We start from the raw sequence: 26,988 nt of genomic DNA, 5'->3' as shown, positions 1-26,988 counted from the left end.
AGGAGGATTCATTTTATGTCAAAAAGTGTTAAGTTACCATCAATGCTTCAAGTAATAGTAGTTTTATCTATATTTCTAGCACTGGCTTTTTCGTTTACTACAGTGTTTGAATTACCAATACAATTAGCACTATTCACTTCGTGGTTTGTTATTATAGCGCTTGGGGTTAAATTAGGACATAGTTATAAAGAGCTTGAGGCATCTATTGCTAAAGGGATTTACAATGGTATGGACGCGATACTTATACTTATAGCAGTTGGAGCTTTAGTAGGTACATGGATTGCCGGGGGGATAGTACCTAGTCTTATATATTATGGATTAAAGATAATAAATCCTAATATCTTCTTATTAGCAACTTTAATAATATGTGCATTGACTTCAATAGCTACAGGAACATCATGGGGAACTGCTGGAACAGCTGGTATAGCTATGATGGGTATTGGACAAGGTTTAGGTATTCCATTACCACTTGTTGCAGGTGCTGTTTTATCAGGTGCATACTTTGGGGACAAGTTATCTCCATTATCAGATAGTACAGTATTAACAGCTTCTATGTCTGGAATCGATGTTATGGATCATATAAAAGGAATGTCTCCAGCTAGTATTCCAGGATTTATAATTACAGCTATTCTTTTCACAATTACAGGATTTAAATATGGTGGACAAAATGTTGACCTTGGAAGAATTGAATCATTTATGAGTGCAATTAGTGATAACTTCAATACATCTTTAGTTTGTTTTGTACCAATGATAATTATTGTACTTTTACTTATGAAGAGAAAACCATCATTACCTGTAATAACTCTTGGTGCGGTTTTAGGAATTGTTTGGGCAATTGTATTCCAAGGTATGGATCCAGTAGCTGCTATAAATACTGCATACCAACCAGAGGCTATGAATACAGGAGTAGCATTTGTAGATAATATTTTAAGTCGTGGTGGTATTAACTCAATGTTAGGATCAGTAGCAATTATAATATTTGGTCTTGGTGTTGGAGGATTACTAGACAAAATTGGAATGATAGAGGTAATTGCATCAAAATTCGAAAACTGGATTAAAAACACTGGTAGACTTGCAGTTGCAACAGTAGGAACTTCAATTTTAGGAAATATATTTGGAAGTGCAATGTATGTTCCTTTAATTTTAACACCAAAAATCATGTCTAAAAATTATGATAGATTAAAAGTTCATAGAAGAGTTCTTTCTAGAAATACAGAATTTGGTGGTACATTAACTGCTGCAATGGTTCCTTGGAGTGATAATGGAATCTTTATGGCGGGTATCTTAGGAGTATCTTGTTTAGAATATATACCATACATGTGGTTAGCATTTGTTTGTATTGGAATAACAATACTTTATGGTTATTTAGGAAAGTATCAATGGATTGGTGAAAAAGTTGAATTTACTAATTATGACGGTATAGAAAACGCATCTTAGGAATTCAGTAAAATACAGTATATATTTTTAGAGGGGTTTGCAAATGAAAAAAATACTTTTAATAGCTACAGGAGGAACCATTGCTTGTTCAGATGAAGGAAATGGCTTAACTCCACGTTACAATATTGATGATTTATTAGAGCGTGTTCCTGGAATAAAAGACTTATGTCATATAACAGGTAAACATATTTTTAATATAGATAGTTCCAATATGAATCCAAAGTTTTGGATTCATATTGCAAAAACTATTTATGATAATTATAAAGACTACGATGGATTTGTGATTACTCATGGAACCGACACTATGGCTTATACTTCATCGGCATTAACTTATATGCTTCAAAATATCAATAAGCCTGTTGTTATAACTGGAGCACAATTTTCTATAGAAGAATTTGGTACAGACGCAAGACAAAACTTAGTTGACGCAATAAGATTTTCACTTGAAGATGTTTCAGGAGTATTCGTAGCTTTTGACGGAAAGATAATCAATGGAACTCGTGCAATGAAAGTAAAAACTAAAAGCTTAGATGCTTTTAAAAGTGTAAATTATCCTTATGTTGCCAATGTTAAGTACGGGAAAATTTACTATAACGAAGATATTCACCAAAAAATAAAATTAAAGTCAGATAAGGAATTAATATTTGAGAGTTCTTTATGCACAGATGTATTAGTAATAAAGTTATTTCCAGGTATAGATCCTAAAATATTTGATTTTATTAAAAAAGAATATAAAGGAGTAATTATTGAAAGCTTTGGTATTGGTGGGATACCATTTGAGAATTTCGATATTACTTCAAAAGTAAAAGAGTTGACTGATGCAGGTGTCGCAGTTGTAGTAACAACGCAATGTTTAGAAGAAGGTGTAGATTTAAATATCTACGAAGTTGGAAAAGAACTTGCTAAAACCAAAATAATTTATGCTAATGATATGAATACTGAAGCAATTGTGGCTAAGTTAATGTGGGCTTTAGGAAAGTCAGAAAATATTGATGAGGTTAAAAAGCTTATAGAAACACCAGTAATGGGAGATTGTTGTTATTAGTATTAAGAGACTATTAATGTTTTAGTTAAAAATAAATAAGACTGTGAGAAAATCACACACTCTCATAGTCTTATCTATACTTTACTATTGATTTTATAAGGAGAAGAGAAAAATGAACAAGAATTTGTCTGTTAAAAACGAAGGAATTGCACCATCAATTACATTAGCTATTACAGCTAAAGCGAAAAAGATGATAGCGGATGGAGAAAATGTAATTAGTTTTGGAGCTGGAGAACCAGATTTTAAGACACCAGAAAATATTAGAAAAGCAGCTATAGAAGCAATTGAAAGTGGACGTACTGGATATACAGCAGCCGCGGGACTACCAAAATTAAAGGAAGCAATTTGTGAGAAGTTAAAAAAAGACAATGATTTAGATTATACTCCAGAAAACATTGTAGTTTCTAACGGAGCAAAACATTCTCTGTGCAACACTTTCCAAGCAATATGTAACCCTGGAGATGAAGTTATCATTCCTGTACCATATTGGGTTAGTTATCCAGAACTAGTTAAGTTAGCAGATGCGACGCCAGTATTTGTAGAGACTTTAGAAGAAAATGATTTCAAATATACTAAAGAAAGTTTACTTGCAGCAATAAATGAAAAAACAAAAGCAATTTTATTAAATAGTCCAAATAACCCAACTGGAACTGTTTATACTGAAGAAGAATTAAAAGAAATCGCTGAAATTGCAGTGGAGAAGAATATTTATATCATATCAGATGAGATTTATGAAAAGTTAATATATGATGGAAAACATGTGAGTATTGCCTCTTTTGGAGAGAGAATTAAGGATTTAACAATAGTGATAAATGGAATGTCTAAAGGCTATGCTATGACCGGATGGAGAATAGGTTATGTGGCAGCAAATAAGAAAATTGCTAAGATAATGACTAATATTCAAAGTCATGCTACATCAAACCCTAACACAATTGCACAATACGCAAGTATTGAGGGATTAACAGGAAGTCAAGAGTCAATAAATGAGATGGTTAAAGCTTTTGCTGAAAGAAGAAATTATATGGTAGAGAAGATAAACTCAATCAGTAATTTATCTTGCAGAAAGCCGAAGGGGGCATTTTATGTAATGATAAATATTTCAGAACTATTTGGTAAAGAATTTAACGGAGTTAAAATTACAAATTCAATGGAACTTGCTGAATATTTATTAAATACTGTAAAAGTAGCTGTTATTCCTGGGGCTGCATTTGGAAGTGATAACTATATAAGACTCTCTTATGCTACTTCACTTGAAAACATTAAAGAAGGATTAGATAGAATCGAAAAAGCAGTTCGTATATAGAACTTAGAGATAGATCTTCAAATTATCAAAAGAGGTGAATTAAATGGAGAGATTAAAAATTACCGAAACAGCATTAAGAGATGGACACCAATCTCTAATTGCAACTAGATTAACTACTGATGAAATATTACCTATTATAGAGAAGATGGACCAAGTAGGATATTATTCTATGGAAGTATGGGGGGGAGCAACCTTTGACGCATGCCTTAGATACTTAAATGAAGATCCATGGGAAAGATTAAGAAAGATTAGAGCTAAGGTGAAAAATACAAAGCTTCAAATGCTTCTAAGAGGACAAAATCTATTAGGGTACAAGCACTATCCAGATGATGTTGTTGAGAAGTTTATTCAAAAGGCAGTAGAAAATGGAATAGATATTATTCGTGTGTTTGATGCCTTAAATGATACGAGAAATCTAGAAACTTCAATAAAGGCTATTAAGAAAGCAGGTGCTCACTGTCAGTGTGCAATTTCTTATACAACGAGTAAGATTCATACTACATCTTATTATTTAGATAAGATAAAGGAAATGGAGAAGTTAGGTGCAGACTCTATTTGTATTAAGGATATGGCAGGAATTCTAACTCCTTACCGTGCTTTTGAGTTAATTAAGAAAATTAAAAAGATAACAGATTTACCTATAGAGTTACACAACCATTGTACAAGCGGAATTGCATCAATGACTTATATGAAGGCAATTGAAGCTGGAGTAGATATTATTGATACAGCAATATCTCCTTTTGCAACAGGAACATCACAACCACCAACTGAATCTTTAGCTATTACTTATCAAAATACAGATAGAGATCCAAAGTTAAACTTAGATTTGCTTAATGAAGTAGCTTCATATTTTAAACCTATAAAAGATAAATACACTGCAAATGGTATTTTAAATCCAAAGGTTATGAATACAGAACCTAAAACATTAAGCTATCAGGTACCAGGTGGAATGCTTTCAAATCTTTTATCTCAATTAACAGCTCAAAATGCTGCTGATAAATACGAAGAAGTTTTAGCAGAAGTACCAAGAGTAAGAGAAGATTTAGGATTCCCACCATTAGTAACACCTTTAAGTCAGATGGTAGGAACACAATCAGTATTCAATGTTTTAACTGGAGAGAGATATAAGGTTGTACCTAAAGAAATAAAGGACTATGTAAAGGGATTATACGGAAAATCTCCTGCTCCTATAAATGAAGATATTAAGAAGAAAATTATAGGAAATGATGAAGTAGTCACTGTTAGACCAGCGGATTTAATCGAAGATGGATTTGATAATTATAAGAAAGAAATCGAAGGGTTGTATCAATCTGAAGAAGATATATTATCATATGCATTATTCCCACAGATAGCTAAAAAATTCTTAGAAGATAAAGAACCAGAAATATACCGTATTGAATTATCTTTATAGGAATCAAAGAACAAATATTAAAGAACAGAGAACAAATATTGATACCTTTCAGCGAAGCTGAAAGCTTAAAAAATATTAAAGATTAAAGAGAATAGATACTATTGATTTGCAATGTTGAATGCTATTAGTAAGATTTTTTCTGAGGTCAGGAAGAAAAATAACCTAATTTGTTCTTTATTCTCTTTTATTTATTCTTTAATTGAATGAGTTATGATTTAACTAAATTCATGAGTTTAGCAGACGATTTATATATCAAAAAAGGTTCGACTTTGAAGGGTGGTGGAAGAATGTTTGAGGGAACTGTAGAAATTATGGACGTATTAAAACTTACAGTGCTTAGTATGACAGTTGTTTTTGCTAGTTTATTTGCTATTTCTCTTATATTAGAGCTATTTAAAATAGTATTTTATGATAGAGATATTAAAAAGAAAGAAAAGCAAAAGAGTGAAACTAAGAAGATTGAAAGTGTAAGTCAAACAACTGAAAGTGTTACTGAAACGGACGTTGATTTAGAAGACAAAAATATGTTAGCAATATTATTTACAGCGGCTATAGCAGCTAGTAGTGGAAAGCATGCTTCTAATTTAAAAATAAAGAGTATTAAAAAAGTTAGTTAGGAGGAAAAAAAATGAAAAAATATAGAATTAGTTTTAACGGAGATGTTTATGAGCTTGAAGTAGAAGAAATAGGAGGAGCTCAATCAACCGGGGAAGTTGCTGTTACTAAGACAGAACCAGTGAAGGCAGCAGCACCGAAGGTAGTAGAAAAGAAAGAAGAACCTAAAAAGAGCGCTCCTACTGGAGGAGAAGCTGTTACTGCACCAATGCCTGGAGCAATAATCGATGTTAAGGTTTCAGAAGGACAAAGTGTAAAAGCTGGTGATGTAGTAGTAATATTAGAAGCTATGAAGATGGAAAATGAGATAGTTGCGCCAGTAGATGGTGTGGTTGCATCGATAAATACGTCAAAAGGTGCAAATGTAGCATTAGGCGATACATTAGTAACAATAGGGTAAGAAATATAAATCTAAAATGCAATTATTATAGTTAATAATTACAAAAGAAAGGGATGAAACCTGATGCAAGAAATGTTATTAAATTTCTGGGAAAGTACAGGATTTACAATGACTACTTGGCAAGAATTACTTATGATTGCTATTGCATGTACATTTCTTTATTTAGCAATTAAGAAAGGGTACGAGCCGTATTTATTAATACCAATAGCTTTTGGTATGTTATTAGTAAATTTACCTGGAACGGATTTAATGGGTGATAAAGGATTAATACACTATTTATATATGGGAACTAAATTGGGAATATATCCTCCGCTTATATTCTTATGCGTTGGAGCAAGTACTGATTTTGGACCGCTTATAGCAAACCCAAAGAGTATTCTTTTAGGGGCAGCAGCACAATTTGGAATTTTCTTTGCACTTATAGGAGCTATTTTACTAGGATTTGATATTAAAGAAGCTGCTTCCATAGGAATTATTGGAGGTGCTGATGGACCTACAGCTATCTATCTGACAGGACAATTAGCAGACCATTTATTAGGACCTATTGCACTAGCAGCATATTCGTATATGGCATTAGTACCAATAATTCAACCGCCAATAATACGTTTATTAACTACTGAAGAAGAAAGAAAAGTAAAAATGGAACAATTAAGACCTGTATCTAAAAAGGAAAAGGTGATTTTCCCAATAGTTGTAACAATATTTACTATTAAATTATTGCCATCTGCAGCACCATTAATAGGTATGTTGATGTTTGGTAATTTAATTAAAGAATCTGGAGTTGTTCCAAAGCTTGTAGAAACAGCACAAAACTCATTTATGTATATAATAACTATTATTTTAGGTATAACAGTTGGAGCAAAAGCTGATGCAGCAACTTTTCTGAATCCACAAACACTTAAAATTATAGTGTTAGGATTAGCAGCATTCTCAATAGGAACAGCATCAGGAGTTTTATTTGGTAAGGTTATGTACAAGTTAAGTAAAGGTAAGATTAATCCAATGATTGGAGCAGCAGGAGTATCAGCGGTACCAATGGCTGCAAGGGTTGTTCAAAAGGTTGGAAGAGAAGAAAACCCAACTAACTTCTTATTGATGCATGCTATGGGACCAAACGTAGCTGGAGTAATTGGATCTGCTGTAGCGGCAGGTATACTATTAAATATGTTTTAATTAATTAGCCTATAATAAAATATTTTTAAATAATAAATAAAAGGGAGATATGGTTATGAATTATATCAATAATGTATTTGAAAATGTTAAAGCAAGAAATGCTAGTGAGCCTGAGTTTTTACAAGCTGTTGAGGAGGTTTTAAATTCTTTAGAACCAGTAATAGAAAAACATCCTGAGTATGTTGAGGCAAATATCTTAGGAAGGTTAACTGAGCCTGAAAGACAAATCATGTTCAAAGTACCTTGGACAGATGATAATGGTAAACTTCATGTAAACCGTGGATTCAGAGTTCAATTTAATGGAGCTATAGGACCTTACAAAGGAGGACTTAGATTCCATCCATCAGTTTATTTAGGGATAATCAAATTCTTAGGTTTCGAGCAAATTTTCAAAAATTCATTAACTGGACTTCCAATTGGGGGAGGAAAAGGGGGATCTGATTTCGATCCAAGAGGAAAATCTGATGCTGAAATCATGAGATTCTGCCAAAGTTTCATGACAGAGTTATACAGACACATAGGACCAGATGTAGATGTACCTGCTGGAGATATCGGTGTTGGTGGAAGAGAAATCGGATACTTATATGGACAATACAGAAGAATCAGAGGAGCATTCGAAAACGGAGTATTAACTGGTAAAGGCCTTCCTTACGGGGGAAGCTTAATTAGACCTGAAGCTACTGGTTTCGGTGTAACTTACTTCGCAAATGAAATGTTAAAGCATGAAGGAATGGACTTTAAAGGTAAAACAGTTGCTGTTTCAGGCTTCGGTAACGTAGCATGGGGAGCATGTATTAAAGTTGCTGATTTAGGTGGTAAGGTTGTTACTTTATCAGGTCCTGACGGTTACATCTACGATGAGGATGGAGTAGTTACTGAAGAGAAGATAAACTTCTTATTAGAAATGAGAGCATCTGGTAGAGATAAGGTTCAAGATTATGCTGATAAATTTGGTTGTGAGTTCTTCCCAGGAGAGAAGCCATGGGGTAGAAAAGTTGATATCATTATGCCATGTGCAACTCAAAATGATATTCACATAGAGCATGCTAAAGCAATCGTTGAGAATGGAATTAAATTCATAGTTGAGGGTGCTAACATGCCTACAACTAACGAAGCTTTAGAATATTTAGTTGAAAAGGGAGTATTAGTTGGTCCTGCAAAAGCTGCAAATGCTGGTGGGGTTGCTGTTTCTGCATTAGAAATGTCACAAAACAGCATGAGACTTTCTTGGACTAGAGAGGAGGTTGATGCAAAACTTCATCAAATCATGATTAATATTCATAATAATGCAATGAGTGCTGCTGAAAACTACGGTTTTGGTTACAACTTAGTTGCGGGTGCTAATATTGCTGGTTTCTTAAAAGTTGCTGAAGCGATGATGGCACAAGGCGACTATTAATTAGAAAACAAAAGGTATTAAAAATAATAAAAAGATAAAAAAGCTAAGATAAAGTTAAAGCAAAGTATATTGAACACACTAAAAATTATACAAGACAAAAGCCTACAAAACAAAGTAAATAAAACAAAGTAAACAAAATAATAATTCTTCAAAGTTTATAAAATAGCTCAGTTGTAAAGACTGGGCTATTTTTTTATTAATCAACAATTATGAAATTAGTGTTAAAATATGTATTGGAAATTATTGAATATATAGATGTAGTAAATGCTTATACGCAATTATGTGAACTTTTATCGATTGAAGTATTCAATGGAGAAAATGTCGAAGTGCATTTGTGTGATGGGTATTTTGAGATTGCTATGTAATAAATAAAATATTAATAGCAGGAAATGATAATAATAGACATACCTAAAAGATGATGAAAATAATTATTAAATGAGTAATAGGGAGGAACGTAATGAATGAAAAAAGTTTAATTGAAGAAAATTTAGATGGAACTATATCAAATAAAAAAAAGTTATGGAATCCTAAGATCTTTTTAGTTATAAGCATATTATTCTCTTTTTTGCCAGCAGCAATTTTATATTCTTTAAACTATGGAAGAGTTGGATATAAGAGAAAGAGAAATATTTATTTGATAGTTTCAGTTTTGGGATTTATTTTGATGATTATTGCACTGATATTTATACCAAGTACAATAGCAAAGAGTATTGCTTTAGGTATTAACGTAGGTATAGGTGTTTATTTGAAAAATGACCAAGAAAAATTATTCAAACAACATATAGATAATGGTGGGAAGAAGGCTTCATACTTAGTACCTCTATTAATATGTTTTGTTGTTTTAGGTGCATTCATAGCTTTGAGTGTATATTTAGCATTTATACCAGAGAATAGTGTAACTATTCATGGAGATGAAGTTTATTATACTGAAAGGGTAGAGAAAGAAGAAGCTGAAAAGTTAGCAAATTACCTTTCAGATACAGAATTTTTAATGGAGGATGATATTTCTGTAGCTGTTAAAATTGATAAAAGTACAGAAGGATATATTTTCTCATTTATAATAGATGAACAATATTTAGAGGATGAAGAAATTATTCAAAGTGTTCAAGAACTAGCTGATTATTTATCTATTGATGTTTTTAATGGAGAGAAAGTTGAAGTGGAGATGTGTAATGAAGTATTTAAACCAATGAAAGTAATTAGTTCAAATAAATAAAGTCATTTTAAATAATATGAAGTGATTTCTAGGAGGAAAATGATGAAATTATCAGCAGCAGTAAGAGAACTTAATAAATTAAAAGGTCAGTTAAATCAAATAGAACAAATTATTAAAAATACAAAAACACATTCACTTTGGACTCATGAAGCTTCTTTACGTAAAAAGCTTAAAAATCTAGAAGAGATGAAGAAATTCTTCCTTAAAAAAAGATATGCTAAAAGGGTAAGAGAAATAGAAGAGACATATAAAGAATACGAGGATTTATTAAATTATGTTTCAGAAAGATTACTTGAAGCTTATAATGAAGACAATGAGACGAATTTTAAATTATATGAAATAACTAATGAATATTATGAAAGCTATATAAGTTCGGGATTAATGCATGTACTAATAACAAAATTTATTCCAAAGATTATAAATGAAAAGTTAGAGGTTATTTTTCCTAAGAGTCCAAAAGATGAATATAAAGAGGCTAGGAAGCTAAAAAGAACTATTTATCTTCATTTAGGTGAAACCAATACTGGTAAAACGTATAATGCAATGGAAAAATTAAAACAATCTAATAAGGGGATATATCTTGCGCCCCTTCGTATATTAGCATTGGAGAATTATGAAAGATTAAATAATGAAGGAATCCCATGTGATTTACTAACTGGAGAAGAGGAGATAATTAATGAAGAGGCAAAACATATTTCCTGTACCATAGAAAAGTTAGATGTAAAGGAAGAATATGATGTTGCTGTAATAGATGAAATTCAAATGATAAATGATGATAGAAGAGGTGATGCATGGACTAGAGCTTTATTAGGACTAAAGTGCAAGGAAATTCATATTTGTGGAGCTTTAAATACAAAGACATTATTGATAGATATTATTAAGAGTATAGGAGATGAATATACTCTAAAAACCTATACAAGGGATATTCCTCTTGAGATTGATGAGAAACCATTTAAGTATAAAGAGGTTAAAGAAGGAGATGCTCTTGTGGTATTTTCAAAGAGACGAGTTCTTGAATTAGGAGTCTATTATTCTAACCTAGGAATTAAGTCTAGTATAATATATGGTGATTTGCCTCCGGAAGTTAGAAAAAAGCAATACGCTCAATTTTTAAATAAAGAATCCACAATTTTAATTACAACTGATGCAATTGGAATGGGGGTTAATCTTCCAATAAAGCGAATTGTTTTTATGGATATTAAGAAGTTTGATGGAAAGGAATTTAGATTGTTAACTTCTCAAGAAGTTAAACAAATAGCTGGTAGAGCAGGAAGAAAGGGAATTTATGAAACTGGATTTGTAGGGACTTTTGGAGATAACTTAGATTTTATAAGGGAGTCTATTGAGAAAGAAGATAAAGAGGTTGAATATGCTATTCTAGGACCAAGTGAAGATATATTAAACATAAAGACTGCTTCTTTAAGCGAAAAGTTAGCTATTTGGAGTGAAAAGGTACCTCAGTCCATATTATATGAAAAAATGGATATTGGTGAGTATTTAATTATTCTTCATAATTTACGAAAATATAAGTTACCAGAGATTATACAGTGGAAATTAATTATGATTCCATTTGATGTAAAGGTTGAGGACCTCATGGACACTTTTTTGTTTTATGTTGATGAATTATTTATTGGTAAAAGAGCCGAAATATCAAAACCAACATATAAATATGAATCTTTAGAGGAATTTGAGCTCTATTATCAAAAGATAAACATTTATTATTCATTTGGAAAAAAGTTTGAAGTAACTTTTGATGAAGAATGGGTTTATAATGAAAGAAGAAAAGTTAGTGAAGAAATAAATAAATTTTTGTTGAAGTTGTAAAGGAGATATTAATGAAATTTCTAGGACTTTCGCTCAAAAAAGAGCAAAAGTCCTATTATTTTTAAATAAAATAGAGGATTTTAGTATATAATGAAGAAAAAAGTATTATATCCTTTAAAAGAAAAATTCATAATTTGTAATAACATTATTACATATTGAGAGGTATTATATATGTATCAGGAAATGGTAGGATTAGCTTTTCAAGCTTTTAGTAGTCTTTTATTATCAATAGTTTTCTTTTATATTTATAAGAATGATAAAATTAAATGTTTCTATTATTTTTCAATGTCCACAATTGTCTTTACATTGAAATTCCTATCTATAGTAGTTGTAGAAGGTATTTTCAATAATGTTTTTGGGGACGGTATGAATTTTATTTTAACATTATTGGCTACTTTATTGTTATTTGTTGGAGCATACGATTTTATTAGAAATAAAGTTTCTAAAAAACTAAAATATATATCTGGAATAATGATTAGTATAATACTTATCATTGGATATATAATTTCATGTCTAAATTTATATGACAGATTTTTATATCTTGTTTTTGGAATTTTGACTTTAATCATAAGTTATGGAATTTTTTATTATTTCAAGAGTTGTATGCTAGGGAAATATATTACTGGTTTAAGTGGTCTTTTTTAGGAGGCATATATATTATAGATTTTTTTGTTGATCTATTTTGGGGATTTAATTTAATATGGTATTTCATCCATTCAATATTATTTTTGTTAATAGGAATTGGAATGGTAATATGTTATTATGAGATAACTCAGATTAGGCTAGCTAAGGTAGAGGAAAGAAATAGACTGCTTGTTGAAGCATTACCTGATGGGATTTGTATTCATGTAAAGGGCGAAATACTTTATATGAATTCCGCATTAGCAGATATTATGGGGATTGATAATCCTAATGACTTTATAGGTAAAAGGGTAACGGAGTATCTTGATGAAGATTTAAATAAAATAGTAAAAAAACATTTAGTAGATATGAAAAAGGGAGAGACTCCTAGAATTTTTGAAGAAAAATTAACTAGGCGAGACGGCAAAGAAATTGATATAGAAGTTTGCGATACTTTTTATGAATATGACGGTAAATTTGGAATACTTTCAATTATTCGAGATATTTCAGAGCGGAAAAGAGCAGAACAATTACAAAGGAGAGTAGAGGAAGAGGAAAGGCAATTAAAGGAAGCGAAAGAGTATGAGAGATTAAGAAACGAGTTTTTTGCCAATTTATCTCACGAATTTAAAACTCCTTTAAATTTAATTTTTTCTACAGTGCAAGTACTAAATATTAAATTAAAAAATATAGTTGATCAACAGGAGAAAGAAAAGGTTAATCAATATATTAAAATATTGAAGCAAAATGCTCATAGATTATTAAGATTAATAAATAATTTAATTGATATTACAAAAATTGATTCGAATTACTTCAGTATAGATTTGCAAAATTGTAACATAGTAAGTGTTGTTGAAGATATAACATTATCTGTTGCTGAATATATAGAGAATAAAGATGTAGAAATAATTTTTGATACTGATATTGAAGAAAAAATAATATCATGTGATCCTGATAAAATAGAAAGAATTATTTTAAATCTTATATCAAATTCATTAAAATTTACAGAGGCTGGAGGAACTATAAAGATAGATATTCATGATAAGGAAGAAACAATTGTGATCTCTGTAAAAGATACAGGAATAGGTATTCCGAAGAATAAATTAAATGTAATATTTAATAGATTTGCACAAGTAGATAAGTCTACCACAAGAAATCATGAAGGAAGTGGTATAGGGCTATCTTTAGCAAAATCATTGGTAGAAATGCATGAAGGTATTATTGAAGTTAAAAGTGAATATGGAAAAGGAACAGAATTTATAATTGAGCTTCCAGTTAAGTTACTAAATGAAAAAAGTAAAGTAGAAAAAAATAATAATATTAAGCAAGATAAGGTTGAAAGAATACATATTGAGTTTTCTGATATATATGAGTAAAAACCTCTTTTCACATGGTTGTGAAAAGAGGTTTTATTTTATGTAAAGGTAATTTATAGAGGAATATATTATATTTTGTAGAATTAGTAATTATAAGATATTTAATAATGGAGTATTACTAGAAAACTTTATTTATACTAAGGAGTACTATATGAATGAACTAGTCACGGGGATAATTTTTTTAGCAATAAGCAGTTTTTTATTATCTATTTTATTTTTTTATTTTTATAAAAATAGTAAAATGAAAAGTTTTTTTTATTTTTCAATGTCAAGTTTTGTATACACGTTAAGCTTTTTATTAGATGTGCCTGAAGAATTTACAGGGGTGACTTTAATAAGTAATATATTATTATTAACAGGTACAATGTTGCTAGTAAATGGATTATATGTTTTTTTAATAGATAAGATTTTCAAATATTCAAAATATATAAGAGTGATAGTAATTCCTTTCATATTAATATTAAGTTTTGATATTTTTGTATTAGATACAAATGGTGGATTTTCATACTTTTTATTTGCATTTCTAATGATATTTATAAGTTCCATAGTTTTTGTTTTTTTTAAGAATGCACAAATTGGTAAGTATATATCTGGAATTAGTTGTTTTTTACTAGGTGTAATATATATTTTGGATTTTTATACAGAGATGTTTTCAGATTCAGAATTAGTCTGGTATTTTATTCATTCTATATTATTTTTATTAATAGGTATTGGAATTATTATTTGCTATTATGAGATAACACAGGTTAGATTAACTCAGGCAGAGGAAAGATATAGATTAGCATTAGAGGGGGCAAATGAAGGGGTATTTGAGTATGATTTTAAAAAAAATACTACATATATTTCATCAAAATCAATGAGTTTTATTGGGAGGTCCAAGGTAGAAGAACATAAACGTAGGGCGTTGTGGGATTTATTGATTCATACTGAAGATTATAGGGAGATGAAGGATAAATTAAAACGACACTTAAATAGAGAAACAGAACAATATACATGTGAATATAGAATTAAGAATAAATCCAATAAATATATATGGATAAATGCTAGAGGTAAGGCTTTATTTGATGAAGTTGGAAATCCGTATAAGTTTACAGGTTTTCATACTAATATCACTGAGAGGAAGAAACATGAGGAACGAATTAATTACCTTGCATATTATGATGAGGTAACTGGTGTTTATAACAGAGCTTATATTTCAAAAAAAGTCAATGAACTTCAAGATAGAGAATTTTATAAAGGTGAAAAACATGCGCTGCTAGTTATTGATATAGATGATTTTAAATATGTTAATGATTTAATCGGCCACGTACAAGGTGATTTTTTTCTAAAGGTTATTAGTGAAAGAATTAAATCTTGTATTCCAAATAATAGTGTTTTAAGTAGATATAGTGGTGATGAATTTATAGTTTTACTATATAATATTAAAAATATTGAAAGTGTTAGAGAGATATCTAATTTAATATTAGAGTCTTTAAGGAAGAAAATTCATGTGATGAATCATGAAATATTTATTAGTGCAAGCAGTGGAATAACAGTATTTCCAGACCAAGGAAAGAACTTTCAGGAAATTTTTATGTTTGCAGAGATTGCTATGAACAAAGCAAAAGAATTAGGGAAAAATAGATGTGTAGTTTTTAATAAAAATATGAATGATGAAATTCTTGAGAGAGTATTATTGGAAAATAATATGTATGAAGCTGTAGAGAATGAAGAGTTTATAATAGCATATCAGCTGCAGAAGGATTTAAAAAATGATAAATTTACTGGTGCAGAAGCATTAGTAAGATGGAAACATCCTGAGAAAGGGTTAATTCCTCCTAATAAATTCATACCCTTGGCAGAAGAAACTGGGCTTATCATACCTATAGGGGAACTTATTTTAAGGGAAGCATGTAAAAAAATCAAATTTTTTCAGGAAAAAGGTATGCAAGATTTCTCTATATCTGTTAATGTTTCAAGTGTTCAGCTTAAATCACCTAATTTTGTAGCTTCATTGAATAATATAATAAATGAAATAGATTTAGATCCTAAACTTTTAACGCTAGAAATAACAGAAAGTATATTAATGGAATCATTCGAATTAAATATAAAAAAGCTTGAAAAGCTAAGGGAACTTGGTATTAAAATAGCTTTAGATGATTTTGGAACAGGGTATTCATCATTTAATTACCTTGTAAAGTTACCTATTGATATTTTAAAAATAGATAAATCTTTTATAGATGGTGTTCATAAAAATCCAAAAGCGAAGTTAGTAGTTGAAGGAATCATTTCTTTTGCAAAAAAACTGAATTTTTTAGTGGTTGCTGAGGGTGTGGAAGAAATTGAACAATTGGAAATTTTAAAAGAACAAGATTGTGATAAAATTCAAGGTTATATTTTTTCAAAACCTTTATTTGAAAGTGAATTGGATAGAATGTTATTAAAGAAGTAAATAAAGATAAAACCGAGGAATAATATAAAATCCTCGGTTTTTATATTTTAAGCTTTTTATACCAAAAAAATGTAGAAAAATTTTTTTTTATTCTACTAATTTTTTAGAAGGAAAAAAAATAATTTTGTAGAATATAATTTAGAAAAATAATTATTTTAAAAAATACTACAGCATATTCGTGAATTTATAGGAGGATTTTATGAGCGAAATGTTATTAAATGAACTTAAAGAAAAGGCAAAGCAATTAGTTTTAAAAAATAATTGGGGAGAGGAATCTATAGAGGTAAATAAAAAGATAATTGAATTAGATAGTAAATGCTCAGCGGCATACACTCGTTTAGTAAAATGTTATATTCAAAAAGGGAATATTGAAACTGCTGTAAAACTATGTGAACAAGTGCTTGAATTTGATCCTAAAAATAATATTGCTATCAATAGACTAATTGAATATGGTAACTATGTAGAAAAAATAAAAGAAAAAAAGAGACAAGAAAAAGCATTAACAAATCAAGTAACTCAGAATGAATTGAAAATTAAAGAAAGCAAAAATGATGAAATAAGTTTTAAATATGATTATGAAGATGAAGAAGGTTATGAAGAAGAGGATGAAGAAAATTTTTCTTTAGATGAAGAGATAGACTTGGATTATGATGATTCTTATTAAATATTTTGAATAATAGTATGATACTACCACTTATCTAAGTGGTAGTATTTTTTTTGAATGGTAATTTGATTTTAATTGTAAAATAATGTAACAAAGTATATATATATATCATATTATAAAGAGAAAGATAAAAATACAGAAGATAAACCTAATCTCAGGAGGATAACAGAATGTTTGAAGATAAAGGATATAAGGATAAGGATTATTGTTTCGATTATTATGATGAAAAAGATTGCTGCAAAAAAGATTGCAGATGCCGCAAGAAGCCTTATGTAAAGATATATGTTCAATGTGGAAAAGAATGTATTTGTTTATGTGGAATTCTTTTAGGAACAATGTGTAAATGTGATAGAAAAGTAATAGTAATTAAAGATAAATGTTGTAAAAAGATTTTTATTAACTTTGATCAAGTTTCATATTGGAAAGTTTGCGACGGCTATTATTAATGATAAATTAAAAATATAAAGGTCATATCCATTTTGTGGATATGACTTATTGTTTTAAGATAGGTGTATTATTTTGGTAAGGTGATATAATTATTAATAATGATTTATGTATGTAAAAAGTATTAAAGTATAAAATACCATTTAAAACTTAGGGGTGAAAATATGGAGATAGAAAAGGTTAGAGAATATTTCTTAAGTAAACCAGGAGCAGTTGAGGATGTTCCTTTTAAAATTCCTGTGCCTGTATTTAAGGTTGGAGATAAAATGTTTGGACTCATAAACATACATGAACCTGAGAGAACAAGTATTAACTTAAAGTATTCTAAGGAAGAAATACATGAGTTTCGTTCAATGTTTGATGAAATCAAACCAGGGTATCACATGAATAAAGATAATTGGAATACCGTTTATTTAGATGGAGCGTTAGAAGAAGATTTTATTAAAAAATTAATTGATATTTCTTATGATTTAGTTTTTAAATCATTAACCAAGAAAAAGCAGAAAGAGATTAAAGACCACTGTTCATAAATTTGAGAATGGTGGTCTTTTGCATTATATGTCATAAATGTGACCAATTGAAATGGATTTTCATAATATATATTGAAATATAAAAAACAAATGATAGCTTGATTTAAGGAGGATAACTGAATGTTTGAAGATAAAGGATATAATGATTTACTTTGTTGTGATGATTTTTGTGATGAAAAGCACTGCTGCCAAAAAGAGTACAGATGTCATAAGAAAGTAGTTGTAAAAATCTATGTTGAATGTGGTAAAGAATGCGTATGCTTATATGGAATTCTTTTAGGTTCATATTGCAAATGTGACAGAAAAGTGCTGGTTATTAAAGAAAAGTGTGGAAAGAAGAGTTTTATTAACTTTGATAAAATTTCATATTGGAAAGTTTGTGACGGTTGGTATTAATATTTTTTAGATATGAGTTTTGTTCAATGTTTAATGAGGTAAAATCAGTGTATCACATAAATATAGATTATTGAAATAATCTATATGTCAGATGAAAATTTTGATATGGATTTTATTAAAAGACTAATTGAGATTTCTTATGATGTAGTTCTTAAAATATTAACAAAGAAGAAAGAGAAAGAGTGAAAAGGATGTGCATAAGCACATCCTTTTATAGTTATTTATTATGTTCATATCCCCAGGAACACATAAAATCTAAGAGTGGAATTAATGTTTTGCCTTTTTCTGTAATACTATATTCTACTTTTGGGGGGATTTCTTTATAATCCTTACGATGAATAAGTTCATCACTTACTAACTCTTTTAACTGTTGACTTAACATCTTATTCGTAACAGCAGGTATGAAACGTCTGATTTCACCATACCTTTTTGTTCCCTTCTTAGCTAAAAACCATAAAATCAGAGGTTTCCATTTCCCGCCTATTTTAGATAAAGTAAACTCTATTCCACATTCTTCAAGAGTTAAATTTTCAATTAAACCTTTGTCAATATCCATAATATGAACTCCTTTTTACTGTTTCTATAGTACCCAAAAAGTAACTAATAACTAAAAAGTGCGTACTTTTCTTTTTTTATATATAAATTATAATAAACCTGTGGTCACAATAAATCAAATAAAAAGAGAGGGATATAAATATGTTTGAAATAAATAATTTAACAGTTGCTTTAGATTTCTTTAAGCTTATTATGGGCGAACTTATTGCATTATTTATTGGAATTAGTTTTCTAGTAGCACTGCTTCAGAGATATATTTCAAAAGAAACAATAAAGAAGGTTTTAACAAAACCTAAAAAAGGATTTCAAAATATTTTTGGAGCAGCATTAGGAGCGATAACACCATTTTGCTCATGTTCCACAATACCAATTTTAGTTGGGTTATTTAAAAGTGGAGCACCATTTGGAGGGACAATCTCCTTTTTAATATCTTCACCAATATTAAATCCAATGATTATTATACTTTTTATAAAGTTCTTTGGAGTTAAAACTACAGTAATCTATGCAATTTTCACTTTCATATTTGCAGTTTTAGCTGGAATAATACTAGAAAAAATGGGTATGGAAGATCAGATAAAAAACGTTGCTATTAAAGGCGCATCAGATGAAGCAATAACATATGATGTTATTTCAGGAACAAAGGGAGAAAGGCATGCGAAGGTGTTTAAATTAGCATTAAAAGATACATTTTCATTATTTTTAAAGGTGCTACCATTCTTATTTGTGGGAGCAGGAGTTGGTGCATTTATATATGGATTTGTACCTGAAAGTTTTATTGCTAAGGTTGCAGGACCAGAAAATTTATTTGCTGTACCTGTTTCAGCAATAATTGGTGTTCCTATGTATGTTAGGACGGAAACTATGATTCCAATAGCAAAAGCACTTAATGCATCAGGTATGAGTATTGGTGCAATAATGGCTCTTATTATTGGGGGAGCAGGAGCAAGTATACCAGAAGTAACATTACTAAATACAATATTTAAGAAAAAAATGGTTATTGCTTTTGTGGTATCAGTATTCCTTGTAGCTACAATTTCAGGATATATGTTTAATCTATTTGTTATATAAATATAAATTTAAGGAGGAAATATAAATGGGAAAAGAAGAAAAAAAGTCAATTTTAAAAAAGATATTTGGAAAATCAGGAGGATGTAGTTGTGGAGTAGAGATAGTAGAGGAGGAAGAAGTAAAAAAAGAGGAGGCTTCTAAACCCCAAAAATTAGAAAAGTAGACTTTATTAACTAAATGAACTATTCGGCACTTCTTGGTTTTGAATATTTATAGGAAGTGCCGAAAAATATATTGATAGCTATTTTGTATTGGTAAAGATTTTATAATAAAAATTTGAATGTGTAATGAATTAAATACTAAAGATATAGTGGTGATATATTAATGAATTATTTAAAGAAAATAAAAATTAAAAATAAGATTCTAATAGTATTAACAATGACTTTTTTATTATTGGGTTTACAAGTTGTTTTTATTGCAGCGCAAATAATAGAGAAAATAAGGGGTAATAATATCATAGTAGTATTTATGATATTATTAACTTTGATAAATATAATTATATTAATTGATTTAGTAAAATGTATAGTTAATTCAATAAACAAAATTAATAATGTATTAAAAGACACTATTAAAGGAAAATTAACAGGGAAAATTAATATACATAATAATGATGAAATGGGTGAAATTGCGATATTAATAAACTTATTTCTAGATAAAATGCATAATTTAATACTAAAAAACAAGGAGTATTTTTTGAATTTATCAGCATCAGTAGATGAACTATCAATATCAGGATTACAGGCTTTTAACGGAATAAATGAAATTACTAATGATTTAAATGAGTTAACGCGTTTTTCCAGTGCTAATGCTGGAAATATTGAAGAAGTCACAGCAAGTATTCAAGAAATGGCTAGTAATACACAAGTTATTTCGCAAAAAGCACAAAATGCTTTTGATAGTAGTAAGGATATTTTGAATTCAGTAAGCATTGGAAAAAAAGAAATAAGTGATGTTTTAGAAGCTAATATTAAATCCAAAGAAGCTATGAACGAAGTGTTTCAAGCAATAATTGAACTAAAAGTTTCATCAGAGCATATTGGAGAAATAGGTTCCATTATAAAAGGTATTTCTGAACAGACAAATTTACTTTCATTAAATGCTGCAATCGAGGCAGCAAGAGCTGGAGAACGAGGGAAAGGCTTTACTGTAGTTACAGAGGAAATTAAGAAGTTAGCTGTAAAAAGTAATGATTCTATATCTAAAATAAGTTTATTAATTAATGAAATTCAAGATAAGGCAAATTATGCAGACAGAATAATTAGAAAAGATCAGCACATTATGGATATCAGTGTTAAGAAATCTAATGATATAACCGAAGAATTTAAAACAATATTAGAACGAACCGATAAAATAACAGATGAAATTAGAATGATATCTGGTTTATCAAGTGAACAATCAAGAATTTCAGAGGCTATTGCTAATACAATGAGTGATATTTCAGTAACGACTCAAAATAATGATAATACAATAAATTCTATTAATAAAGTTCTAAATGAACAATTAAGTTTTTATAATGAAGTTGGATTAAGTATTGAGGAGTTAGCCGAATTGATTTCTGTCTTAAAAGATAGCTCAGATAAATGGAAATGTAGTTGCACAACAGAATATAAAGAATTTTTCAAATATAATTAGATAACATCAAGAAGATTGAATTTATTATAGATAATAAGAATTCAATCTTTTTTTGCTTCAATACTATATTTACTAAATAAGTGTTGAAATGGATTTCCGTCTGTTATATTATATATATAACAGATGGAAATATATTACTTTTGAATAAATTCTTAAACAAATTAATGGGTGTATTAATTCATGAACCAGAGGTTTGGATTCTTGATGAGCCTATGACAGGTCTTGATCCAAAATCATCTTATCTATTAAAGGAGATGATGAGAGAGCATACACAAAGAGGGAAGTCAGTTTTGTTTTCTACACATGTTTTAGAAGTTGCTGAAAAGTTATGTGATAGAGTAGGAATAATTAATAAAGGAAAGCTGCTGTTTTGTGGAACTCTAAAGGAAATGAGGGAACACTTTAAAGAGGACCAATCTCTAGAAAAAATGTTCTTGGAGATGACTGAAAATGAATAAATATTTAACTTTAACTAGAGTATTATTAAAAAATGGCAGCGGTTTTTTTGTGGATAAGGGAAATAAAAGATCAATTAAAGAATTTTTAATACCCATAATTTTAATAGTTTCTTTCTTACCTTTAACAATTGGAATAAGTCAATTTATTAGTACAGTATATGATCAATTAGTAATGATGAATCAAGAGGGATTAATATTAGGAATAGGCTTATCTATGGTATCATTGATGGTATTTACTTTTGGAATATTGTATTCATTAAATACATTCTATTTTAGTATGGATATTGAAAGCCTACTTTATATTCCTTTAAAACCATGGCATATAATATCAGGGAAATTTACTGTGGTACTTCTTTATGAGTATTTAACAACAGCAATATTTTATGGTCCAATAGTAATTACTTATGGAATAAAAAGCTCAGCAGGAGTAGTATTCTATATTTATGCTTTGATTATATTTTTACTTTTACCAATAATACCACTTATTATAGCAACAATTATAGATATGATAATTATGAGATTTACTAATATTGCCAAAAATAAGGATGCTTTTAGAACTATAAGTTCCATACTGGCTATCCTTATTATAGTAGGGTTTAATATATTTATTCAAAAGTCAGTAGCAAGCAGCGGAGATAAAATACTGGAGATGATAGCAGAGGGTGATAATTCACTGATAAATCTGGCAAAGAATATCTTTCCCAGCTCTGTTTTAGGAGTGAATACATTAGTAATGTCTCAGAGTTTACATGGGTTTATTAATTTAATATTATTTATAATTTTAACTGTGATTGTAGTATTATTCTTTTTATTCTTAGGGGAACTACTTTATTTTAAAGGAGTAATTGGAATATCAGAGACTTACTCAAGAAGAAAAAGAATAAGTGATAAGGAGTTGCATAAAAAGGCTAGTCAGGGATCTAAGCTAATAACTTATATATTAAAAGAATTAAAAAATCTCTTTAGAGTGCCAGCATATTTTATTAATTGTGTTTTAGTAAGCCTTTTAACGTAACTAGCAGAAGTCTCCCATCTTCTATAAGTGGGAGATGAATGCGTAATCTTAATACTTTTACATGGATAAAAAATCATAAATGTGAAATAATAAGAATGAATGTTCTTAAGATTCGTTATGATTGTATTGAAGAGTAAAGGTGTTGAAAGTAATGAAAATCAACAAAGCATATAAATTCAGAATGTATCCAAATGAAAATCAAATAGAGATTATTGAAAAATCTTTTGGTTGTTCAAGATATGTATATAATCATTTCTTAAACCAAAGGAATGAAATATATAAAGCTGAAAAAAGATGTATGAAATATACAGAACAACAAAATCAATTACCAAGTATGAAAAAAGAACTTGTATGGCTTAAAGAAGTTGATAGTACATCACTGCAGATGTCACTAAGAAATCTTGATGCTGCATTCAAAAATTTCTTTGAAGGTAGAGCCGACAGACCAAAATTCAAAAGTAAAAGAGACAACTATAGAGATTCTACCGTGAAATTTGATTTATACATGTATCAAAATATCGATGGTTCTACGATTTTTGTACATGTATAAATCAAGTATTGAACTGAGATATCTATATAAAACATATACAAGTAATTTTGTGAATAACAATATTGAAATAAAAAAAGATAAAATAAAACTGCCTAAATTGAAATATGTTAATGCAAAAATTCATAGATATTTTGAAGGTAGAGTAATAAACGCTACTGTTTCTAAAACATCAAGTGGTAAATATTTTGTATCTATATGTGTTGAAACAAAGATAGAGCCATTAAAAAAAGTATCGGGGAATGTTGGTATAGACTTAGGGTTATGTCATTTTGCAATATTATCAAATGGTGAAAAGATTCAAAATCCTAAGTATCTAAAAAAGTCATTAGATAAATTGGCAAAGGAACAAAGAAAATTAAGTAGTAAAGAAAAAGGCAGTAACAATTGGAATAAGCAAAGAATAAAGGTTGCTAGACTACATGAACGTATATCTAATCAAAGATTAGACTTCATCCATAAGCTATCTAAAAGAATTATAAGCGATAATCAAGTTATAATTCTTGAAGATTTATCAGTTAAAAATATGATGAAGAATGATAAATTAGCTCAAAGTATTTCAGATGTAAGTTGGTATAAATTTGTCACTATTCTAGATTATAAAGCAAAATGGCATGGAAGAAAAATTCATAAAATAAATAGATGGTATCCATCATCTAAAACATGCAATAATTGTGGTCATGTTTTAGATGAAATGCCACTGTATATAAGAGAATGGAAATGTCCTAAATGCGATAGCATTCATGATAGGGATATAAATGCCAGTAGGAATATCTTGAAGCAAGGGTTATTAGAAATAGCCTAAAAAAATAAGAACCGTAGGTCTTACGGGGATTGCCTGTGGAGAAAGTAGATTGCGAAATCTGTGAAGCAGGAAAAGTTCTTGGATACACCAAGAAGCCCCCACTTCAGCGTGAGTAAGTGGAGGGAGAGTTCACTGCCTTTGATTATGTTAATACCTATGCTTATTAGCCCTGAAAATGCAGGAGATCTTAAACAAGTAGGAGAGATGTTACAGAGTGGAAATAGTTCAATATTTTTAGTGATAATCTTTGCTGCAGCAGTAATACTATCAAGTATGAATGGAATATCATCTACAGCTATATCAAGAGAAGGTAAGAATCTTTATGTTATAAAATATCTTCCTGTTAGCTTTAAAACACAGTTAATGGCTAAGGTTTTATCTGCGGTAGTCATGGGGAGTTTAATGACCATTATTATACTTATTGCTTCTGCTATACTTATAAAGCCATCAATATATATGCTAGTAGCTTCAGGAATATTGTGTATATTAGGAGTATTGTTTACTTCATTTACAGGAATTCTTCTGGATCTTAACTTTCCTAAGCTTAATTGGGATAGTGAGCAGAAGGTGGTTAAACAGAATATAACTGTAATGATTAGTATGTTAGTATGTGTGTGTGTTGGAGTTTTAACAGCGTATATGACTATTAAAATAAATCCTTCTGAAAGAAATGCTTTTTTATCTATCTTTGCAATATATCTAGTTATTGATTTTATACTTTATTATGTAGTATCAACTGTTGGAGTTAAATTGATTAAAAAAATGAAATTATAATATGTAAAAAGCCTAGCATGTGAAAATATGCTAGTTTTTTTAGTAGTTTATAAGGAATGAAGCTCATGAGTGATAATGTGGAATAATAACTGTATTTTGTAAAAGAAATGAAGAAATTGTATAATATAGAGATAAAAATGTATAACATAGAAAATAAATCATCTAACATTCAGTAAAGATTATATAATATTGAAAAAGAAATTATATAGTGTACTTTGATGTTAATTAAAATTGTTATATTTACTAGGGGGAAGAGAAATGAAGAAGGTAATTTTATCAAAACTAATTATAGCTGTAATGGTATCTATTTTTCTATTTGGGTGCTCTAACAATGTTAAAAGGGATGAGAATGCTCAACAAATTAAAGTTTTATCTGAAAAAGAAAAGGTTGATTTAGATAAAAGCTTTGAAATAGAGTTTAATGAAAGAATAAACAAGGAAAATGTTAATGAGGATACTATTTATATAATTAGCGCATTAGGAGATAAGATAGATTGTACATATGAAATAAAAGATAAAGTGGTGATTTTAAAACCAAAGGAAGAATATCAACCAGATTCTAAATACTATATATGTGTTAAGAATATAAAAGATAGTGATGATAGAAGCGTATCACAACCATTTAAAATTAAATTTACAACAAAGGATAAAGAAAACACAGAAAGTTCAGTTGATGAATATTTTAATGAAACAGAATTAATAACATTGATTAATAAATGGCTTATTGATTTAGATAGATCATTTAATTATAAGTCATTAACTGAATTGCATAATGCTTGTATAAATGATCCAGAAATAAATAATATAAGTGAGATAATAAAAAAAGATGTAGCTGATGGAGATATAGTTTCTACAATATCTAAATGGGCAAAAAATAATATTGTCCATACGCAAGGCTTATCACAATTTAGAAATGAACCAGGTAAAGATCCATGGGGAAGCAAATATGGTTGTGCAGTATACAAAACATTAACTCCAAGTGAAATGAAGGCTATGGAAGTTTATACAGGTAGATATACAGGTAAATGTACTGCAATTGCAAGATTTGTTTGTAGTTTAATGAGAAACAATGGACTTGAACAAGAAAATTATTTTTTGTTAGCAAAGAGAGGTCATACTATCTGTTTATTTAAGTACAATGATGAATATTATAAAATTGATAATAATAGGATTTTAAAGATTAATGACACTATTAAAGAAGATTTATATAATACTAATTTTATAGCATTTTATCATGAAAAGTATTCATATTCAGGCAATATTAAAATAAGTGATTCAATATTTAATTCAGAGGGAAGCTTTATTGAACAATTACTTAGTACAAATAATTTAGATAAAAAGGATATTTATACTTATGAAGAAAACCTTGAAAAACAAAGATACACTCAACAATCTTTAGATGTGCATAACCCTAATATTTACTTAAAAGCTTCTTTATTAGGTCCAAGGGTTAATGAGTTATCAAAAGAATTAAGAGATGAGGAAAATATTGTTAATTGGATAAAAAATAATATTGGAGATAAACGTGTATTGAAAGTACATCATTCTATATTAACTGCAGATCAAACTGTTGTTTTTAAAAATGGTAGTAGCAGAGATAAAGGATTACTTATGACATCATTGTTATACTTAAATGGGAACAAGCCGGAATTAATTATTACCGAAGAAGATGTATATGTAGTCAATGATAATAATATTTATTCTATGAACAAATTAGAAAAAGTAAAGAGTATTGAAGGAGAAAAGAATTTAATAATAACTAAATAAAAAGTAACGAAAATGATATTAAATAATTAATTGTTTATGATTTATAAAAATCTAAAGGGGCTGTCTCAAAATGATTAAATTA

General features: G+C 29.0%; 27 protein-coding genes and 1 pseudogene. 27 read left to right on the top strand and 1 reads right to left on the bottom strand.

Going from position 1 to position 26,988, the window contains the following annotated elements; translation table 11 throughout:
* The first annotated feature begins 15 nt into the window (after positions 1-15).
* From nhaC to OW730_RS25820, 18 genes are all read left to right on the top strand, one after another.
* Positions 16-1,437 (top strand): Na+/H+ antiporter NhaC, encoded by a 1,422-nt coding sequence (nhaC, locus tag OW730_RS25905; protein WP_271226947.1) that lies wholly within the window; start codon positions 16-18, stop codon positions 1,435-1,437.
* Between the two features lie 43 nt (positions 1,438-1,480).
* Positions 1,481-2,482, top strand: coding sequence for an asparaginase (locus OW730_RS25900; RefSeq protein ID WP_271226946.1), 1,002 nt, complete (start codon positions 1,481-1,483; stop codon positions 2,480-2,482).
* 112 nt (positions 2,483-2,594) lie between these two features.
* A complete protein-coding gene (locus tag OW730_RS25895) occupies positions 2,595-3,785 on the top strand; it encodes a pyridoxal phosphate-dependent aminotransferase (protein ID WP_271226945.1) in 1,191 nt (396 codons plus the stop codon).
* Between the two features lie 43 nt (positions 3,786-3,828).
* Entirely contained in the window at positions 3,829-5,196 is a 1,368-nt protein-coding gene (locus OW730_RS25890; protein ID WP_271226944.1) for an oxaloacetate decarboxylase subunit alpha, read from the top strand.
* 287 nt (positions 5,197-5,483) lie between these two features.
* Complete coding sequence (locus OW730_RS25885; protein WP_271226943.1) at positions 5,484-5,813, top strand: OadG family protein; 330 nt, start codon at positions 5,484-5,486, stop codon at positions 5,811-5,813.
* A gap of 11 nt (positions 5,814-5,824) precedes the next feature.
* Positions 5,825-6,211 carry a biotin/lipoyl-containing protein gene (locus OW730_RS25880; protein ID WP_271226942.1) on the top strand — a complete coding sequence of 129 codons (387 nt, stop codon included), beginning with the start codon at positions 5,825-5,827 and terminating at the stop codon, positions 6,209-6,211.
* Positions 6,212-6,274: 63 nt separating this feature from the next.
* Positions 6,275-7,384, top strand: a complete 1,110-nt coding sequence (locus OW730_RS25875; protein ID WP_271226941.1) for a sodium ion-translocating decarboxylase subunit beta — start codon at positions 6,275-6,277, stop codon at positions 7,382-7,384.
* Between the two features lie 55 nt (positions 7,385-7,439).
* On the top strand, positions 7,440-8,783 hold the full coding sequence (gene gdhA / locus OW730_RS25870) for an NADP-specific glutamate dehydrogenase (RefSeq protein ID WP_271226940.1): 1,344 nt from the start codon (positions 7,440-7,442) through the stop codon (positions 8,781-8,783).
* A gap of 209 nt (positions 8,784-8,992) precedes the next feature.
* Positions 8,993-9,148 (top strand): hypothetical protein, encoded by a 156-nt coding sequence (locus OW730_RS25865; RefSeq protein ID WP_271226939.1) that lies wholly within the window; start codon positions 8,993-8,995, stop codon positions 9,146-9,148.
* 92 nt (positions 9,149-9,240) lie between these two features.
* Positions 9,241-9,999, top strand: a complete 759-nt coding sequence (locus tag OW730_RS25860) for a hypothetical protein (protein ID WP_271226938.1) — start codon at positions 9,241-9,243, stop codon at positions 9,997-9,999.
* Positions 10,000-10,041: 42 nt separating this feature from the next.
* A complete protein-coding gene (locus OW730_RS25855) occupies positions 10,042-11,823 on the top strand; it encodes a helicase-related protein (RefSeq protein WP_271226937.1) in 1,782 nt (593 codons plus the stop codon).
* A 171-nt stretch (positions 11,824-11,994) separates the two neighbouring features.
* On the top strand, positions 11,995-12,468 hold the full coding sequence (locus tag OW730_RS25850; protein WP_271226936.1) for a hypothetical protein: 474 nt from the start codon (positions 11,995-11,997) through the stop codon (positions 12,466-12,468).
* Between the two features lie 83 nt (positions 12,469-12,551).
* Entirely contained in the window at positions 12,552-13,820 is a 1,269-nt protein-coding gene (locus OW730_RS25845) for a PAS domain-containing sensor histidine kinase (RefSeq protein ID WP_271226935.1), read from the top strand.
* Between the two features lie 265 nt (positions 13,821-14,085).
* On the top strand, positions 14,086-16,251 hold the full coding sequence (locus tag OW730_RS25840; protein WP_271226934.1) for a sensor domain-containing protein: 2,166 nt from the start codon (positions 14,086-14,088) through the stop codon (positions 16,249-16,251).
* A 199-nt stretch (positions 16,252-16,450) separates the two neighbouring features.
* Positions 16,451-16,915 carry a tetratricopeptide repeat protein gene (locus OW730_RS25835; RefSeq protein ID WP_271226933.1) on the top strand — a complete coding sequence of 155 codons (465 nt, stop codon included), beginning with the start codon at positions 16,451-16,453 and terminating at the stop codon, positions 16,913-16,915.
* A gap of 170 nt (positions 16,916-17,085) precedes the next feature.
* Positions 17,086-17,361 carry a hypothetical protein gene (locus OW730_RS25830; RefSeq protein ID WP_271226932.1) on the top strand — a complete coding sequence of 92 codons (276 nt, stop codon included), beginning with the start codon at positions 17,086-17,088 and terminating at the stop codon, positions 17,359-17,361.
* Between the two features lie 162 nt (positions 17,362-17,523).
* Positions 17,524-17,889, top strand: a complete 366-nt coding sequence (locus OW730_RS25825) for an MmcQ/YjbR family DNA-binding protein (RefSeq protein WP_271226931.1) — start codon at positions 17,524-17,526, stop codon at positions 17,887-17,889.
* A 120-nt stretch (positions 17,890-18,009) separates the two neighbouring features.
* Complete coding sequence (locus OW730_RS25820; RefSeq protein WP_271226930.1) at positions 18,010-18,285, top strand: hypothetical protein; 276 nt, start codon at positions 18,010-18,012, stop codon at positions 18,283-18,285.
* A 217-nt stretch (positions 18,286-18,502) separates the two neighbouring features.
* On the opposite strand, the gene OW730_RS25815 is transcribed toward OW730_RS25820, so the two are convergent.
* Complete coding sequence (locus tag OW730_RS25815) at positions 18,503-18,841, bottom strand: winged helix-turn-helix transcriptional regulator (RefSeq protein WP_271226929.1); 339 nt, start codon at positions 18,839-18,841, stop codon at positions 18,503-18,505.
* Positions 18,842-18,981: 140 nt separating this feature from the next.
* On the opposite strand from OW730_RS25815, the gene OW730_RS25810 reads away from it, so the two are divergent.
* The 9 genes and pseudogenes from OW730_RS25810 to OW730_RS25775 all read left to right on the top strand — a co-directional run bounded on the left by OW730_RS25810 (position 18,982) and on the right by OW730_RS25775 (position 26,906).
* Positions 18,982-19,908, top strand: coding sequence for a permease (locus OW730_RS25810; RefSeq protein ID WP_271226928.1), 927 nt, complete (start codon positions 18,982-18,984; stop codon positions 19,906-19,908).
* A gap of 25 nt (positions 19,909-19,933) precedes the next feature.
* The gene (locus tag OW730_RS25805; protein ID WP_271226927.1) at positions 19,934-20,071 is read left to right on the top strand and encodes a hypothetical protein; all 138 of its coding nucleotides are present in this window, start codon (positions 19,934-19,936) and stop codon (positions 20,069-20,071) included.
* 161 nt (positions 20,072-20,232) lie between these two features.
* Positions 20,233-21,540, top strand: coding sequence for a methyl-accepting chemotaxis protein (locus OW730_RS25800; RefSeq protein ID WP_271226926.1), 1,308 nt, complete (start codon positions 20,233-20,235; stop codon positions 21,538-21,540).
* 161 nt (positions 21,541-21,701) lie between these two features.
* A pseudogene (locus tag OW730_RS25795) lies at positions 21,702-21,998 on the top strand (ABC transporter ATP-binding protein); the annotation flags it as partial.
* Complete coding sequence (locus OW730_RS25790) at positions 21,991-23,013, top strand: putative ABC transporter permease subunit (RefSeq protein ID WP_271226925.1); 1,023 nt, start codon at positions 21,991-21,993, stop codon at positions 23,011-23,013. The pseudogene OW730_RS25795 and the gene OW730_RS25790, both read left to right, overlap by 8 nt.
* A gap of 151 nt (positions 23,014-23,164) precedes the next feature.
* A complete protein-coding gene (locus OW730_RS26895) occupies positions 23,165-23,563 on the top strand; it encodes a helix-turn-helix domain-containing protein (RefSeq protein ID WP_333781248.1) in 399 nt (132 codons plus the stop codon).
* On the top strand, positions 23,556-24,365 hold the full coding sequence (locus OW730_RS25785) for an RNA-guided endonuclease TnpB family protein (protein ID WP_333781247.1): 810 nt from the start codon (positions 23,556-23,558) through the stop codon (positions 24,363-24,365). Before OW730_RS26895 ends, OW730_RS25785 begins: the two co-directional genes overlap by 8 nt.
* Before the next feature lie 144 nt (positions 24,366-24,509).
* The gene (locus OW730_RS25780) at positions 24,510-25,139 is read left to right on the top strand and encodes a hypothetical protein (protein WP_271226924.1); all 630 of its coding nucleotides are present in this window, start codon (positions 24,510-24,512) and stop codon (positions 25,137-25,139) included.
* Positions 25,140-25,397: 258 nt separating this feature from the next.
* Positions 25,398-26,906, top strand: coding sequence for an Ig-like domain-containing protein (locus OW730_RS25775; RefSeq protein WP_271226923.1), 1,509 nt, complete (start codon positions 25,398-25,400; stop codon positions 26,904-26,906).
* Positions 26,907-26,988 lie beyond the last annotated feature (82 nt).

The organism is Oceanirhabdus sp. W0125-5, from assembly GCF_027938815.1.
Lineage (GTDB): Bacteria > Bacillota > Clostridia > Clostridiales > Clostridiaceae > Oceanirhabdus.
Note: the sequence above shows the minus strand (reverse complement) of the source record. Positions and strands in the feature narration are given on the sequence as shown.

Bases quoted from the DNA above. Each gene is read 5' to 3' on its own strand.
- OW730_RS25775 (WP_271226923.1), top strand. From the start codon at position 25,398: ATGAAGAAGGTAATTTTATCAAAACTAATTATAGCTGTAATGGTATCT.
- nhaC (WP_271226947.1), top strand. From the start codon at position 16: ATGTCAAAAAGTGTTAAGTTACCATCAATGCTTCAAGTAATAGTAGTT.
- OW730_RS25785 (WP_333781247.1), top strand. From the start codon at position 23,556: ATGTATAAATCAAGTATTGAACTGAGATATCTATATAAAACATATACA.
- OW730_RS25780 (WP_271226924.1), top strand. From the start codon at position 24,510: ATGTTAATACCTATGCTTATTAGCCCTGAAAATGCAGGAGATCTTAAA.
- OW730_RS25805 (WP_271226927.1), top strand. From the start codon at position 19,934: ATGGGAAAAGAAGAAAAAAAGTCAATTTTAAAAAAGATATTTGGAAAA.
- OW730_RS25885 (WP_271226943.1), top strand. From the start codon at position 5,484: ATGTTTGAGGGAACTGTAGAAATTATGGACGTATTAAAACTTACAGTG.
- OW730_RS26895 (WP_333781248.1), top strand. From the start codon at position 23,165: ATGAAAATCAACAAAGCATATAAATTCAGAATGTATCCAAATGAAAAT.
- OW730_RS25875 (WP_271226941.1), top strand. From the start codon at position 6,275: ATGCAAGAAATGTTATTAAATTTCTGGGAAAGTACAGGATTTACAATG.
- OW730_RS25890 (WP_271226944.1), top strand. From the start codon at position 3,829: ATGGAGAGATTAAAAATTACCGAAACAGCATTAAGAGATGGACACCAA.
- OW730_RS25895 (WP_271226945.1), top strand. From the start codon at position 2,595: ATGAACAAGAATTTGTCTGTTAAAAACGAAGGAATTGCACCATCAATT.
- OW730_RS25815 (WP_271226929.1), bottom strand. From the start codon at position 18,841: ATGGATATTGACAAAGGTTTAATTGAAAATTTAACTCTTGAAGAATGT.
- OW730_RS25900 (WP_271226946.1), top strand. From the start codon at position 1,481: ATGAAAAAAATACTTTTAATAGCTACAGGAGGAACCATTGCTTGTTCA.
- OW730_RS25850 (WP_271226936.1), top strand. From the start codon at position 11,995: ATGTATCAGGAAATGGTAGGATTAGCTTTTCAAGCTTTTAGTAGTCTT.
- gdhA (WP_271226940.1), top strand. From the start codon at position 7,440: ATGAATTATATCAATAATGTATTTGAAAATGTTAAAGCAAGAAATGCT.
- OW730_RS25865 (WP_271226939.1), top strand. From the start codon at position 8,993: ATGAAATTAGTGTTAAAATATGTATTGGAAATTATTGAATATATAGAT.
- OW730_RS25830 (WP_271226932.1), top strand. From the start codon at position 17,086: ATGTTTGAAGATAAAGGATATAAGGATAAGGATTATTGTTTCGATTAT.
- OW730_RS25820 (WP_271226930.1), top strand. From the start codon at position 18,010: ATGTTTGAAGATAAAGGATATAATGATTTACTTTGTTGTGATGATTTT.
- OW730_RS25835 (WP_271226933.1), top strand. From the start codon at position 16,451: ATGAGCGAAATGTTATTAAATGAACTTAAAGAAAAGGCAAAGCAATTA.
- OW730_RS25825 (WP_271226931.1), top strand. From the start codon at position 17,524: ATGGAGATAGAAAAGGTTAGAGAATATTTCTTAAGTAAACCAGGAGCA.
- OW730_RS25860 (WP_271226938.1), top strand. From the start codon at position 9,241: ATGAATGAAAAAAGTTTAATTGAAGAAAATTTAGATGGAACTATATCA.
- OW730_RS25810 (WP_271226928.1), top strand. From the start codon at position 18,982: ATGTTTGAAATAAATAATTTAACAGTTGCTTTAGATTTCTTTAAGCTT.
- OW730_RS25880 (WP_271226942.1), top strand. From the start codon at position 5,825: ATGAAAAAATATAGAATTAGTTTTAACGGAGATGTTTATGAGCTTGAA.
- OW730_RS25790 (WP_271226925.1), top strand. From the start codon at position 21,991: ATGAATAAATATTTAACTTTAACTAGAGTATTATTAAAAAATGGCAGC.
- OW730_RS25840 (WP_271226934.1), top strand. From the start codon at position 14,086: ATGTCAAGTTTTGTATACACGTTAAGCTTTTTATTAGATGTGCCTGAA.
- OW730_RS25855 (WP_271226937.1), top strand. From the start codon at position 10,042: ATGAAATTATCAGCAGCAGTAAGAGAACTTAATAAATTAAAAGGTCAG.
- OW730_RS25800 (WP_271226926.1), top strand. From the start codon at position 20,233: ATGAATTATTTAAAGAAAATAAAAATTAAAAATAAGATTCTAATAGTA.